Annotated in this window: 11 protein-coding genes; 3 read left to right on the top strand and 8 right to left on the bottom strand. The window is 67.4% G+C overall.

Annotation, left to right across the window (positions count from 1 at the left end; translation table 11 throughout):
- Positions 1 to 67: 67 nt before the first annotated feature.
- Positions 68 to 1,009, top strand: coding sequence for a diacylglycerol/lipid kinase family protein (locus tag AAHA49_RS15940; protein ID WP_342038985.1), 942 nt, complete (start codon positions 68 to 70; stop codon positions 1,007 to 1,009).
- Positions 1,010 to 1,277: 268 nt separating this feature from the next.
- Here AAHA49_RS15940 and AAHA49_RS15935 read toward each other — a convergent pair whose 3' ends face one another.
- The 3 genes from AAHA49_RS15935 to AAHA49_RS15925 all read right to left on the bottom strand — a co-directional run bounded on the left by AAHA49_RS15935 (position 1,278) and on the right by AAHA49_RS15925 (position 6,109).
- Complete coding sequence (locus AAHA49_RS15935; RefSeq protein WP_342038984.1) at positions 1,278 to 2,669, bottom strand: Ig-like domain-containing protein; 1,392 nt, start codon at positions 2,667 to 2,669, stop codon at positions 1,278 to 1,280.
- A 202-nt stretch (positions 2,670 to 2,871) separates the two neighbouring features.
- Complete coding sequence (locus tag AAHA49_RS15930; protein WP_342038983.1) at positions 2,872 to 4,686, bottom strand: LPXTG cell wall anchor domain-containing protein; 1,815 nt, start codon at positions 4,684 to 4,686, stop codon at positions 2,872 to 2,874.
- A gap of 307 nt (positions 4,687 to 4,993) precedes the next feature.
- Positions 4,994 to 6,109 (bottom strand): diacylglycerol/lipid kinase family protein, encoded by a 1,116-nt coding sequence (locus AAHA49_RS15925; protein WP_342038982.1) that lies wholly within the window; start codon positions 6,107 to 6,109, stop codon positions 4,994 to 4,996.
- An 82-nt stretch (positions 6,110 to 6,191) separates the two neighbouring features.
- On the opposite strand from AAHA49_RS15925, the gene serS reads away from it, so the two are divergent.
- Both serS and AAHA49_RS15915 read left to right on the top strand, forming a co-directional pair.
- Positions 6,192 to 7,472, top strand: a complete 1,281-nt coding sequence (gene serS / locus AAHA49_RS15920) for a serine--tRNA ligase (protein ID WP_342038981.1) — start codon at positions 6,192 to 6,194, stop codon at positions 7,470 to 7,472.
- A 32-nt stretch (positions 7,473 to 7,504) separates the two neighbouring features.
- Positions 7,505 to 8,353 carry an HAD family hydrolase gene (locus AAHA49_RS15915; protein ID WP_342038980.1) on the top strand — a complete coding sequence of 283 codons (849 nt, stop codon included), beginning with the start codon at positions 7,505 to 7,507 and terminating at the stop codon, positions 8,351 to 8,353.
- A 75-nt stretch (positions 8,354 to 8,428) separates the two neighbouring features.
- Here the strand turns inward: AAHA49_RS15915 and AAHA49_RS15910 are convergent, their stop codons facing one another.
- From AAHA49_RS15910 to ilvA, 5 genes are all read right to left on the bottom strand, one after another.
- Complete coding sequence (locus AAHA49_RS15910) at positions 8,429 to 9,262, bottom strand: Cof-type HAD-IIB family hydrolase (RefSeq protein ID WP_342038979.1); 834 nt, start codon at positions 9,260 to 9,262, stop codon at positions 8,429 to 8,431.
- On the bottom strand, positions 9,259 to 9,831 hold the full coding sequence (locus AAHA49_RS15905; RefSeq protein WP_342038978.1) for a hypothetical protein: 573 nt from the start codon (positions 9,829 to 9,831) through the stop codon (positions 9,259 to 9,261). The genes AAHA49_RS15910 and AAHA49_RS15905 overlap by 4 nt, the downstream gene beginning before the upstream one ends.
- Entirely contained in the window at positions 9,828 to 10,517 is a 690-nt protein-coding gene (locus AAHA49_RS15900; RefSeq protein ID WP_342038977.1) for a proteasome activator, read from the bottom strand. Before AAHA49_RS15900 ends, AAHA49_RS15905 begins: the two co-directional genes overlap by 4 nt.
- Positions 10,514 to 11,686, bottom strand: a complete 1,173-nt coding sequence (locus tag AAHA49_RS15895) for an NAD(P)H-quinone oxidoreductase (protein ID WP_342038976.1) — start codon at positions 11,684 to 11,686, stop codon at positions 10,514 to 10,516. The genes AAHA49_RS15900 and AAHA49_RS15895 overlap by 4 nt, the downstream gene beginning before the upstream one ends.
- 265 nt (positions 11,687 to 11,951) lie before the next feature.
- Positions 11,952 to 13,238, bottom strand: a complete 1,287-nt coding sequence (gene ilvA / locus AAHA49_RS15890) for a threonine ammonia-lyase IlvA (RefSeq protein ID WP_425286530.1) — start codon at positions 13,236 to 13,238, stop codon at positions 11,952 to 11,954.
- Positions 13,239 to 13,371: the final 133 nt, after the last annotated feature.

Here is a 13,371-nt window from a genome sequence, read left to right as displayed (position 1 = left end):
CCGCCGGGACCGCGGCCGATGATCTAACAGCATCACAGCCAGCAGAACGTCTGCGAAAGGACCTGACATGAGCGCCAAACGCATCGGAATCGTGTGGAACCCCGCGAAGACCGAGAAGGAGGATCTCGAGGCGGCGCTGCCCGAAGGCACCGACCTCACCGTCTCCTGGTACGAGACCGAAGAGGACGACCCGGGGGAGTCGGCAGCCAAGGCGGCCATCGCCGACGGCGCCGACGGCGCCGAGGTGGTCATCGCCGCCGGAGGCGACGGCACCGTTCGGGCAGTCGCCGGGCACCTCGCCGAGACCGGAGCCGATGTCGACCTCGGCATCGTCCCGCTGGGCACCGGGAATCTCCTCGCCCGCAATCTCGAAGTGCCCCTGAACGACCTGGAGGCCGCGATGACGCGGGCGATCGACGGCACGCCGCAGCGGATCGATATGGGCTGGGTCGAGATCGCGCTCCCCGACGGAAACGAGCACCAGCCGTTCGTCGTCATGGCCGGGTTCGGCATCGACGCGCACATGATCACCGAGACCAACGACGACCTCAAGGACAAGGCCGGCTGGCTCGCCTACGTCGAGTCCCTGGGTCGGGCGGTCTCGGCCAGCGACGTCATGGAGATCAAGCTCTCCCGCGAGGGCGAGGACCTCGACGACGAATTCGCGCACACCCTCATCGTCGGCAACTGCGGCACCCTCCAGGGTGGCATCACGCTGCTCCCGGACGCCGACCCTGCCGACGGTGAGCTCGACGTCCTCATCCTCAAGGCCGACGGAGTCAGCGGGTGGCTCGACACGATGAAGAACATGGTCTGGGACAACGGCATCCGCCGCATCGTGTCCAAGGACGATTCCGCGCAGAGCAGCGACACCGCGATCCACCAGAGGGTGTCCTCGCTGACGATCGAACTCGAGAAGCCGCGGGTGGTCGAGGTCGACGGCGACGAGCTCGGCGAGACGGAGCGCATCGACGTGAGCATCTCCCCGTCGGCCCTGAGCGTCCGCTGAATCGGAGTATTCCCTTCGCCGAGGCGGTCGCCGAGATCGTATGATCCGTGCCCGATCCCGGGCGGTCCTTCGCCGAGGCGGTCGCCCAGGACGACGAGGATCCTGCCGGAGGTGCCCATGACGCACAGATGCCTGTGGCCCCGACCGAAGTCGGGGCCACAGGCATCTGTGCTGGCGCTTAATCCGGCGGTCCGGGCTGAGGCCTCAACAGCATCAGCAGCTCGGCGCGGATCGCCCCGTCAGTGACAGGGCACGCATCAGTGATCGATCAGTGCGACTGACGAGCCTTCGCGCGGCGCATCGTCAGCGCCACGGCGGCTCCGCCGATGAGCAGCAGTGCGGCTCCGCCGGCGAGCGGGCTGAGCTCGGCACCGGTGCGCGGCAGGTTGCCGCCCTTGCCGGTGGTCCCGCCGGCGTTCGCGCCGGAGGTCACGGAGAACCCACCCTTGAGCTCGTCGTCACCGCAGCTCGCGGTCACCGTGTAGTCGCCGACATACGCCGAGGCGTTGTCGGAGGTGCCGTAGACGGTCACCGAGGCGGTGCCGTTCGCATTCGCCTTCACGGTGCGGTCGTAGGCGGTGACGGTCGACTTGCCCTTGGGGTTGACGACGAAGCGGATGTCGGTTCCCGGAGCGCAGTTCGCAACCGTGAGCTTCACGCCCTTGTCCGTATTGACGAAGTCAGCGGCGTCGATGGTCTTCGGGGACACCGACAGCGAAGCCTCCTTCGAGTCCGCGGTCAGCGTGAACTCGGCCATCGAGAGCTGCTCTTCGCCGGATGCATAGGCGAAGTAGGTGCCCGGCTTGACGTTCTTGGTCTCGTTGGGCCGGATGACTCCGGAGACCACACCCTTGTCAGAGGCCTTGAGGTTCTGATCAAGGTAGAGCAGTTCGCTGGCGTCGAACTCGTCCTCGTCGATCTTCGCGGCGGCCGCGATAGTGATCTCGCCAGGTGCGAATCCGGTGCCCGAGAAGGCGATGCCCTTCTTCTTGAACTCGGAGACGCTCATCGAGTTCGTCGACAGCGACAGCTCACCGGGCTCGAAGTCCTCGTAGTCTTCTTCGGTGATCGTGAAGCGTCCGGGGAACTCTTGTGACTCCTGGTCCCCACGCTTGACCGTGACAGTGAAGTCGACGACCTGCGCCTCGTAGATCTCATCGTTGTCGTCGAAGAAGTCGAACTCGACGGTGCTGCCCTTGGCGGTCTTCTTCTCACCGGTGAGCGAGTTCGTCACGACGTCGCCCTTCTCCAGACCGGCGACGGTGATGACGACGCCGTCCTCCCAGAAGTCGTAGAGGTCGATCGTGCTCGGATCGACAGTGACGGTGGCTTCGATCGGTGCCGCGGCCTCCTCGGTCGGAGTGGGCTCCGCGTCGGCAGTCTCGTCGGGTGCGGGGCTCTCGGTCTCTGCCGGGGCATCCGGGGTCTCCGTCGCCGAGGCGTCGGTGTCCGAGTCCTCCGAGGGAGTCGGCTCCGTGGGTTCCGTCTCCTCGGTGGTCGCGGAGTCGTCGGTCGATTCCGTGCTTTCCGGGGCGGATTCTGCGGCGGCGGGCGCGGAGTAGGCGCTGTCGACATCGGTGGGAGCAGCGAGCGCTGGGGATGCGCCGAGTCCGGCCAGGGCAAGTGCGAGCGCAGGGATGAGCGCCAGTTTCTTGGGCATGGAAGGAGAGGGTCCTCTCAGGGGATTGTCAGATAACTACAGAAGCATATCGGGGCGGATCCCCCATTTCTGTCACGGACTGGTCACGTTTTCCCCGATGGTGACGGAGGGCACGGAAGGGGCGGGAGTTCGATCGAACTCCCGGCCCTTCCGCCGTTGCGCTGTCTGTGCCCGGACTCAGCGGCCGGTCACCGCGTCACCCTCAGATGTACGAGGGCGAGAAGTCGCCCTTGCGGCGACGCATCGTGATGGTCACGGCCGCTCCGCCGACGAGCAGGAGCAGGGCGCCTGCGGCGAGGCCGTTGAGTTCGGCACCTGTGCGGGGCAGTTCGCTGCCGCTGCCGGCGGAACCGTTGTCGTGGCCTTCGTCGCCGCTGCCGTCGCCGCCTCCGGCGTTCGGGCTGCCGGTGACCTTGAACGAATCCTTCATCGTGGTGTCGCCGCAGGTCACGGTGACCGAGTAGGAGCCGACGTATGCCGAGGCGTTGTCCGAGGTGCCGAAGACGGTGACCGTGGCCTTGCCGTCCTTGTTCGCCTTGATCGTCCGGTCGTAGGCCGTGATGTTCGAGCGGTCCTTCGCCTTGACCATGAAGCGGACGCCCTCGCCCGGCTGGCAGTCCTTGACGGAGAGCTTGACGCCCTTCTTCTCATTGATGAAGTCACCGGACTCGATCGACTTCGGCGAGACCGTCAGCGTCGCCTCGGCGGGGGCTTCGGGCTCGTCGTTGACGACGGTGAACTGTCCCTTGAGGGTGGCCGAATCGGTTCCCTCGCGGTCGATCGTCACGGTGAAGTCGACCGGACCCTCTTCGATGTTCTCGGGGTTGCCGTCGTAGTAGAGGGTGAAGGTGAAGTCGCCGTCCTCGGTCGCCGTCTTCTCAATGCCGGTGAGGGAGTCGGTGATGACGTCGCCGGCCTTGACACCGGAGACGGTGACCTTGACGCCCTTCTTCTCGTTCGCGAGATCGGCTGCGGTCACCTCCTTTGGCACGACCTTGAGAGACGCCTCGATCGGGGCGACGGCGTCGTCTTCGACGATGGTGACTTCGCCCGGGAGCTCCTTTGGCTTTTCGCCATCGCGATTGACCGTCACATCGAACGCGAGAACACCGGGCGCAAGGTCGCTCGGCTTGCCGCGGTAGTAGAGGTAGAGGACCTGGTCCCCGTCCTCCTCGACAGTGACGATGTCGTCGGTGAGGGTATTCGTGATCGTGTCGCCGGCCTTGACGCCCTTGACTGTGACGATCAGGCCCTTGTCCTTGTTCGTGATGTCCTCGGCGGTGATCTCTGCGGGCTCGACGCTGAGGGTGGCCTTGATCGAGGTGTCCTCGGCCGCCTTCACATTGACCGAGCCGCTCAGCTCCTTGATCCCGGCCGCGCCCTGGTAGTCGATGGTGAATGCCTTCGGACCGTCATTGAGGTCTTCGGCGTTGCCGTCGAAGTAGAGCTTCATCGTCGCCGAGGTACCGGTAGCGGTCACGGAATCACCTGCGAGTCCGTTGAGCGGAGTGAGTTCATCGCCGGCCTCGAGGCCGTTGACCGTGACGGTCACGCCCTTGGCGGGATCGGCCAGGTCCTCGGCAGCGACCTCACCCTGAGGAACGACGAGCACAGGGTCGGCCTTCTGAGCCTCGTTCGTGGGCTTGTCCGAAGGGTTAGGGGCAGCGGAGCTCTTCGCCGGCGACGGCTCCACACGCTCGGGCGGCTTCGTCGCGTCGGAGTCGCTTTCCTTCTTCGCAGCCGCCTTCGTCCTCGCGGCTTCCTCGTCGGCCTTCTTCTTCGCGGCGGCCTTCTCGTCAGCCTTCTTCTTGGCTGCCGCCTTCTCCTCGGCTTCCTTCTTCTCAGCCGCCTTCTTGGCCGCGGCTTCCTTCTCGGCCTTCTCCTTCTCAGCCTTCTCCTTCTCGGCGGCCTTCGCCTCGGCGGACTGAGTGGTGGGGGCCTCTGCCGCAGCGACAGGGGCGGCGACGAGTCCGGTGAACGCAAGGGCGACAGCCGGTGCGAGGATGAGCTTCTTCATTGGAATGCCTTCTATCTGTGTGAGGGGGTGCACATCTGGAAGTCATCCTAGGTACAGGAAATTATCAGAACTATTTTTGTACGTTTTGGTCGGGTGAATTGCTGTAACGCTTTGGTGAACGGCATCACAGTTCCGCGACCTGTTCGTGACCTACCTGCCGGTAGCGTCAAACGCGGGCGCGAGCAGTGTCGAACGCGGCTGCGAGCAGGGGCGAACGCGGTCGGGAACAAGGGCGAAGGTGCCGGCAGTCAGCGTCGCGCGCGGCCCACACACACCAGCCAGGCCAGACTCACACGCGCGGCCCCACTCACACAGGCCAGGCTTCGGCCCTGATCTCTCGTCGCTGCTCGGTCGTGGGCACCTTGACGTTGATGGCTCCGGGCAGGATCGCCATCGCCAGATACCGGGTCGTGCCTGCCGGATCCCCGTCGAGCTGGACGTCGAGGGTCTCGCGCGATTCGATGACGACCGTCCTGCACTTCCGGATGTCCGTGTGCAGGCCCTTCGTCGTCTTCCGCCCGATGATCGAGGCAGCCACCCCGACCCACTGGCCCAGGTTCTTCGGACTGACAACGAGGACGTCGAGGAGACCGTCGTCGATGACCGCCTCGGGCAGCAGCTGAATCCCGCCCTGCAGCTTCCCGCAGTTGCCGCCGATGACCGAGCGCACCCTGGCCGAGACCCGGTAGTCCTCGTCGTAGGTGATCTTCACGTGGCTGGGCCGACCGACGAGCGTCCGGGATCCCGCCTCGAGGTACGCGAGCCAGCCGAGTTTGCTCTTCGCATCCGCTGTCGTCTTGGCCATCACCTCGGCGTCGAAGCCCAGGCCGGTCATGACCATGAAGACGTTCCGGTCGCCGTCCCTGCTCAGCCGGGCGGTGCCGACGTCGACGGCGCGGTTGTGGCCCCACAGGGCGATCCGCAGCGCCCACTCGGGCTTGTCGAGGACGATGTCGAGGTTGCGCGCGAGTACATTGCCGGTGCCGATGGGGACGATGCCCATCGGCGTCGACGTGCCCGTCAGCACCGAGGCGACCGCGCGGATCGTGCCGTCGCCGCCGGCGACGATGACGACGTCGACCTCGGCCTCGAGAGCCTGCTCGGCCACGCCCTCACCCGAATCGGAGGGGGAGGTCTCGAAGATCAGCGGCGGATCCCAGCCTTCGAACCGGCAGACCGCCCGTGCCGTGGAGATGATGTTCTCGGCATTCGCCTTCGTCCGGTTGACGATGAGCGCCGCGCGGTAGCGGGCGGTGGGGTCCACCTCGGCGTCGGCAGGGGCATGGGTGCGGGAGTACCGGTGGAGACGGTCGAGGGCACGGCGGGAACCGAACCGGGCGCCGACGAGGAAGGCGGCGATGACGACGATGATGACTCCGGCGATGACGAACCACGTCATGGCGGGATCAAGATCGAAGGTCATGGGACAAATTTACTCTGGTCAGACTGAGTGCGGACTCAGGGGGCGAATGTCGAAAACACCGGCGGCCCGTTAAGCTGAGACGGTGATCGATCTAGTGCAGCTGAGAGAAGACCCGGACCTGTTCAAGGCCTCGCAGAAGGCTCGCGGGGCCTCCGTCGAGCTCGTCGACGAGGTCCTCGCCGCGGACTCGGCGAGGCGTGCGGCCATCACGGCGTTCGAAGACGCCCGCGCCGACCAGAAGTCCTTCTCCTCCCAGATCGCCAAGGCGCCCAAGGACGACAAACCTGCCCTCATCGCCGAAGGCAAGGAGAAGTCGGCCAAGGTCAAGGCCCTGCAGGCCGAGTCGGAGGAAGCGTCGTTCGCCTTCGAGTCCCTCGCCGCGAAGCTGCCCAACCTCATCATCGACGGCATCCCCGCGGGAGATGAGGAGAACTTCGTCACCCTCAAGACCGTCGGTGAGCCCCGTGACTTCGCCGCCGAGGGCTTCGAACCCCTCGACCACCTCGCGATCGGTGAGGCCCTCAAGGCCATCGACACGACCCGGGGCACGAAGGTCTCCGGGGCCCGTTTCCACTACCTCACCGGGTTCGGTGCGAAGCTCGAGATGGCGCTGCTCAACCTCGCCCGCGACGTCGCCGAGGAGGCCGGGTTCAGCCCGACGATCACCCCGACCCTGGTCAAACCCGAGGTCATGCGCGGCACCGGCTTCCTCGGCGAGCACGCCGACGAGGTCTACCGACTCGAAGCCGACGACCTCTTCCTCGTCGGCACCTCCGAGGTGCCCCTGGCCGGCTACCACATGGACGAGATCATCGACCTCGGCGACGGTCCGCTGCGCTACGCGGGCATCTCCTCGTGCTACCGCCGGGAGGCCGGCTCGTACGGCAAGGACACCCGCGGGATCATCCGCGTCCACCAGTTCCAGAAGGTCGAGATGTTCTCCTACGTCGAGGTCGAGGACGCCGAGGCCGAGCACGAGCGCATGCTCTCCCTGCAGGAGAAGATGCTCCAGCTGTGCGAACTGCCCTACCGGGTCATCGACGTCGCTGCCGGCGACCTCGGCGATTCGGCTGCCCGGAAGTTCGACTGCGAGGCCTGGGTGCCGACGCAGGAGACCTACCGTGAGCTGACCTCGACGTCGAACTGCACGACCTTCCAGGCCCGGCGCCTGCAGATCCGCGAACGCCACGACGGCGCCACCCGCCCGGTCGCGACCCTCAACGGGACCATGGCGAACACGCGCTGGCTCGTCGCGATCCTCGAGAACCATCAGCAGGCCGACGGATCGGTCACGGTCCCTGCCGCCCTGCGCCCCTACCTCGGCGGAATGACTGCTCAGGGACCGGAGGGACCCCGATTCTGAGCAGCCCAGCCACCGCCGGCCAAGGAGAAGCTTTGCCCGCACACCTCATCGCGCTCGACGTCGACGGCACGATCATCGACTATGACGGAACCCTGTCCGAGGCGGTGCGGCAGGTCCTCCTCGAGCTCGCCGAGGCGGGCCACCACCTCGTCATCTCCACCGGACGTGCCCTGCCGGGAGCGCTTGAGATCGTCCACGCCCTCGGTCTGACCGAAGGCTACGTCGTGTGCTCGAATGGCTCGGTCGTCGTCAAGCTCGACTCGTCGCTGCCCTTGGGCTGGGAGATGCACCATGTCGTCTCGTTCGACCCGCGCAGTGCGCTCGAGCGGATGCGGGAGGTGCTGCCGAGCGCCCTGTTCCTCGTCGAGGATCCCGACCTGCACCGCTGGGCGTCCGGGGCGTTCCCGCCCGGGGAGCTCGCCGAATCCGACACCCTCGACATCGTCCCCTTCGACGAGCTGTTGGACAAGCAGGCGACCCGCATCGTCATGCGCGACGTCAACGGCACCGCGGAGGACTTCGCCGAGGCGGTCGACCGTCTCGGTCTCCACGAGGTCAGCTACTCGGTGGGGTGGAGCAACTGGCTCGACATCGCCCCCGACGGGGTGTCGAAGGCGAGCGGACTCGCCCTCGTCGAATCCGAGCTCGACATCGACCACGCACTGACGGTTGCGGCCGGCGACGGTCTCAACGACCTCGAAATGATCGAGTGGGCCGACCATGCGATCGTCATGGGCCAGGCGAAGGACGAGCTCAAGGTGCTCGGCAGCGTCGTCACCGACCCGGTCGAGGACGACGGACTGGCCGTGGCGCTCGTCGACCGCTTCGACCTCGACCCGGCCGTGCTCGACACCGAGGGCTCGACCCAGACCCGCCCCTAAGCTTCACCCGACGTCCCAAATGCGACCCGGCGCCGCATCGCATTTGGGACGTCGGGTGAAGTTTGCGGGCTGCGTTCAGCGGGCGAGCAGGGCGTTGAGGGCTGCGTTGAGATAGTGGGCGACGCCGTCGTCGGCGACCGAGTCGGTCACCGCATCCGCGGACTCCTTGACGATGTCGAGCGCGTTGCCCATCGCCACCCCGTGCCCGGCCCACGAGAGCATCTCGATGTCGTTGGGCATGTCCCCGAACGCCATCACCCGCTCCCTGCCCACGCCGAGATGGTCGCACACCGATTCGAGCGTCTTCGCCTTCGTGACCCCGCGCGGGGCGAGTTCGACGAGGCCGTTGACCGGATCGGAGAAGGTCGCATGGCATGCGCTGGTGACGAGCGGTCCGAGGAGATCGTGCAGCGCTGCGGAGTCGTCGGTGCCGAGGCTGACGAGGATCTTCACTACCTCCCGATCGGCGATCTCGTCGAGGTCGGTGATGACCGTGGCGTCCTGCGGGGAGCGGGTGGCGAACCCGTCGTCGATGAACAGCCCGGTGAGCGTCTCGAACGCGAAGTACGCTTCGGGGTGAGCGTCGGAGATCGCGGTGACGATCTCCCGCACCCCCGCATGGCTGAGGGTATGGGCGTCGACGATCGTGCCGGTGGCGATGTCGTAGACGACAGCCCCGTTGAGGCAGACGACGCGGCCGAGGTCGGGGATCTGCTCGGCGATCGCCGTGAGCCAGCGGAACGGGCGACCGGTGACGAGGACGAACGGGATCCCCATCCGCTGGCACCGGTGGATCGCCTCGATCGTCGTCTCGGAGATCGGCTGCCAGTCGAGCAGCAGCGTCCCGTCGACGTCGCTGGCCACGAGCCCGAGGTCGAAGTCCGCTGGGGGAGTGCCGCCTCCCGTCATGAGCGCTCCGCCTCGGCGATGATCTCGCGGGCGCGGTCGAGGAGGTCGGCGGCGTCGGTGATGAAGCGTTCGGTCGCTGCTGCCACCGAGGTCAGCGCGCTGCCTTCGGCGGTGCCTGCGCGGACCATCGAGGCGGCGAGGACTGCTTCGGCGACCTTCGCCGAGGCTCGGGTGAGCAGTTCCGGAGAGTCCCCGACCGCGGCGCGGACGTGCCCGGGAACGACCTGATCGTCGATGGGCCAGCGGGCGTGGAGGCGCGCGGTGAGGTCGTCGACGTCGGAGGCGAGATCGTTGAGTCGGTGCGTGCCGGCCATGATCGTCTCCCTCGCCGAGGCGGCCGCCGACTCGTGTGCCCCAGTGGCCTGACCGGGGGCGGTCGGTGCGGAGGCGTCAGGTGCAGTGGCCTCGGGGTCGGAGACAGGGTCGGTTCCGGCCGCGTCGTGGATTGCGACGGCCGTCGCGTAGTAGCGGTCGACGGCGCGGAGGAATCGGTCGCGGTTGTGACGCCACAGGCCGGTTCCGAACTGCTTGTCGGGCCGGCGGGAGTTGAAGGAGAAGAGCTTCTTCACAGATAGTTGCCGGTCCTGCGCTTGTCGTCCTCAACCCCGGGAGACCCCGGGCCGGGGCCGCCACCAGGGGTGACGGCGGGGAGCTGTCCGCGCCCGGCCGCGTCCTGACTCGCCATCGCCTGCTGTGCCATGATCGCGGTCTGGATTCCGTGGAAGAGTCCTTCGAGCCAGCCGACGAGCTGAGCCTGGGCGATCCGCAGTTCGGAGGCCGAAGGCGGACCGTCGGCAGAGTCGAAGGGCAGATCGAAGCGGTCGAGCTCGGCGACGAGTTCCGAGGACAGGCCGTCCTCGAGCTCCTCGATCGACCGGCGATGGATCTGCGCGAGGCGTTCGCGACCCTTCTCATCGAGCTCGGTTCCGCGGGCCTCCTCGTGGAGCTGCTTGACCATCGTGCCGATGCGCATGACCTTCGCGGGGGAGGAGATGTCGGGTTCCTCGGTTTCCTCATCCTCAGCCGCGGTGCCCGCTTCGGTCGTGGCCTCGCCGTTCGAGCTCGGCTGGTTCCCGGGAGTGGTGGTATCGCCGGGCCCGGATGCGCCTGCGGCCTCGCCCGTGCCGGCTGCGGAACTCGCGTCGCCCAGCTCGGCGGCAGCAACGTCCGCCGAGGCAGTGGCCCCAGACGTCGCCTCAACCTGCGCGGCGCCCTCGGTCTGATCGCTCTCGGTCGACGTCGAATTCTCGGTCATCGTCGCGCTCCTTCTTCCCCGGCCGACTGTGTCGACCCGGCCGACTGCGTCTCCCCGGCCGACTGTGTCGACCCGGCTGCCTGCGTCTCCCCGGCGGACTGTGACTCCCCGGCGGACTGTCCAGCCTGGCGGCGTGAGGTCGCGTGCCCGACCCCGCCCTCAGCGCCGCTGCCCTCATCCCCGACGGTGAGGAGGACCTTGCCGATGTTGTTCCCGTCCTCGAGGATCTGATGGGCACGGGCCGCCTCGGCGAGGGGAACGGTGTCGTGAATGATCGGACGGATGTCGCCGGAGATCACGGCCGGCCACAGCTGGGCGGCCACCTCGGCGATGATCTCCGCTTTCTGCTCCGCCGGTCGGGCGCGCAGGGTCGTTGCGGTGATCGTCTTGCGCGCCTGGAGGAGGGTGCTGAGGTCGAGTTCGGCGGTCGTGCCGCCCTGGAGGCCGATGATGACGAGGCGGCCGTCGGTGCCGAGGGCGGCGATGTTGCGTTCGAGGTACTTCGCGCCGATGATGTCGAGGACGACGTCGGCGCCGGTCGTCCCGTCGGGGCGGACGCAGATCTCGTGGACGCGTTCGACGAAGTCCTCGTCGCGGTAGTTGATGACGGCGTCGGCGCCGAGTTCGCGGCAGAACCGTGCCTTCTCCTCGGAGCCGACGGTGACGACGATCTTCACACCGAGGAGGTTCGCGACCTGGATCGCGGCGGTGCCGATCCCGGACCCGCCGCCGTGGACGAGCAGCCATTCGCCGATCCGGATGCGTCCGCGGCCGACGACGTTGGAGTACACGGTCGAGAGCACCTCAGGCAGGGCGGCTGCCGCGGTGAGGTCGTACGTGTCGGGCACGGCAAGGAGCTGACCTGCGGGAACAGCGACCTCCTCGGCGTACCCGCCACCGGAGAGGAGGGCCGCGACGCGGTCGCCGACGTTCCACCCGGTCACCTCGGCGCCGAGGGCGACGATCGTGCCTGAGATCTCGAGTCCGGGAATGTCGGTGGCGCCCGGAGGCGGGTTGTAGAACCCGCGGCGCTGGAGGAGATCGGCGCGGTTGACCCCGGCCGCGTGGACCCGCACGAGCACCTCGTCGGGCCCGATCTCAGGGGTGGGCACCTCGGTCAGCTGCAGAGCCTCGGGATCACCCGGGGCGGGAATCGTGATGGCGCGCATGAGACCACTGTAGTCCGTGGACGTGTCCGCACCATGGGCCGGATCGGTGAATCCCGTGAGCGGTCCGTGACCGTGGAACCAACCCCGCCGAGGCGGTCGCCGGGACAGGGCCCGACCCCGCCGAGGTCGTCGCGTGGATCCAGCCGAGCCACCTCGACGACACGGTCGGCGCGACCCCACCCAGCCCCCACCTCGGCGAGGGAACGGCACCACTGAGAGGCACGACCGAGCGGACGGCGCTCCGGACGACTGAGCGGACGACCTACTACGCGAAGAGACGGAACATCGGCGAGTTCTGGTGGACGCGTTCGATCTCGATCTGGGAGGACTCCATGCGCTCGAGCAGATTGGGCAGATCCTCCGCCGCGCCAAGCTGGATGCCGACGAAGGCCGGACCCGTCTCCCGGTCGGAGCGTTTGACGTACTCGAACATCGCGATGTCGTCGTCGGGGCCGAGGATCTCGTTGAGGAAGCGGCGCAGCGCTCCCGGTTCCTGCGGGAAGTCGACGATGAAGTAATGCTTGAGGCCCTCGTGGACGAGGGAGCGCTCGAGTATCTCCGGATAGCGGGAGATGTCGTTGTTCCCGCCCGAGACGAGGCAGACGACGGTCGATCCCGGTTCGACGACGACGGGTTTGCCGGTGCCGGGCGCGCCGACGGCCGCCGATGCCAGCGCCCCGGAGGGTTCGGCGATGATGCCGTCGACCTGGTACATCGCGAGCATCTCCGTGGCCACGGCGCCTTCGGCGACGGGTCGGACGTCGACGCCGAGGTCGGAGACGATGTCGTACGTGATGGTGCCGGCCCGTTTGACGGCGGTGCCGTCGGCGAAGCGGTCGATGTTCTCCAAGGTCACGGGGTGGCCGGCCTTGAGGGCGGCGATCATCGAGGCGGCTCCGGCCGGTTCGGCGCCGATGATCTTCGTGTCCGGCATGTGTTCGGCCGCATACGCGGCGATGCCGGCGATGACTCCGCCCCCGCCGACGGGCACGATGATCGCATCGGGGTGCGTGTCGAGCTGCTGGGCGATCTCGACGGCCACGGTGCCCTGACCGGCGATCGTGCGCCGGTCGTCGAACGCGGAGACGAGCAGGGCCTCGTTGCGGTCGGCGAAGCGGTGGGCGAGTGCCGAGGCGTCATCGTAGGTCGACCCGGAGATCTCGATCGTCACCCGGTCGCGGCCGAAATGGCGGATGCGGTCGATCTTCTGCCTCGGCGTGGTCTTGGGGACGAAGATCGTGCCCTGGATTCCCAGCTGACGGCACGCGAGCGCGAAGCCCTGGGCGTGATTGCCCGCCGAGGCGCACACGACACCGCGGGCGCGCTCTTCCTCGTCGAGTTGGAGCATGAAGTTGAAGGCGCCGCGGATCTTGTACGAACGCACCGGTTGGAGGTCCTCGCGCTTGAGGTAGACGGTGGCTCGGCAGGCGGCGGAGAGCCGCTCCGAAATCTGGAGCGGAGACGTGATCACGGAGTCGGCGATTCGCGCAGCGGCCGCTTCGACCTCGTGCGCGAGTGTCTGCTGCTGGGGTGATTCGTCTGTTCTCAACACCCTCCCATTGTGCGCCCTCCGTCTTGCCATTCGGCAACTCGTCCCGCATCGCAGACCGTGCGACCACCGTTCGACCCCTCCGCCGAGGTGGTCGGACCCCTCACGCCGAGACATTCGGAACCGTCACGCAGAG

The organism is Brevibacterium ammoniilyticum, from assembly GCF_038429965.1.
Classification (GTDB): domain Bacteria; phylum Actinomycetota; class Actinomycetes; order Actinomycetales; family Brevibacteriaceae; genus Brevibacterium; species Brevibacterium ammoniilyticum.
This window is presented reverse-complemented; position numbering and strand designations above follow the sequence as displayed.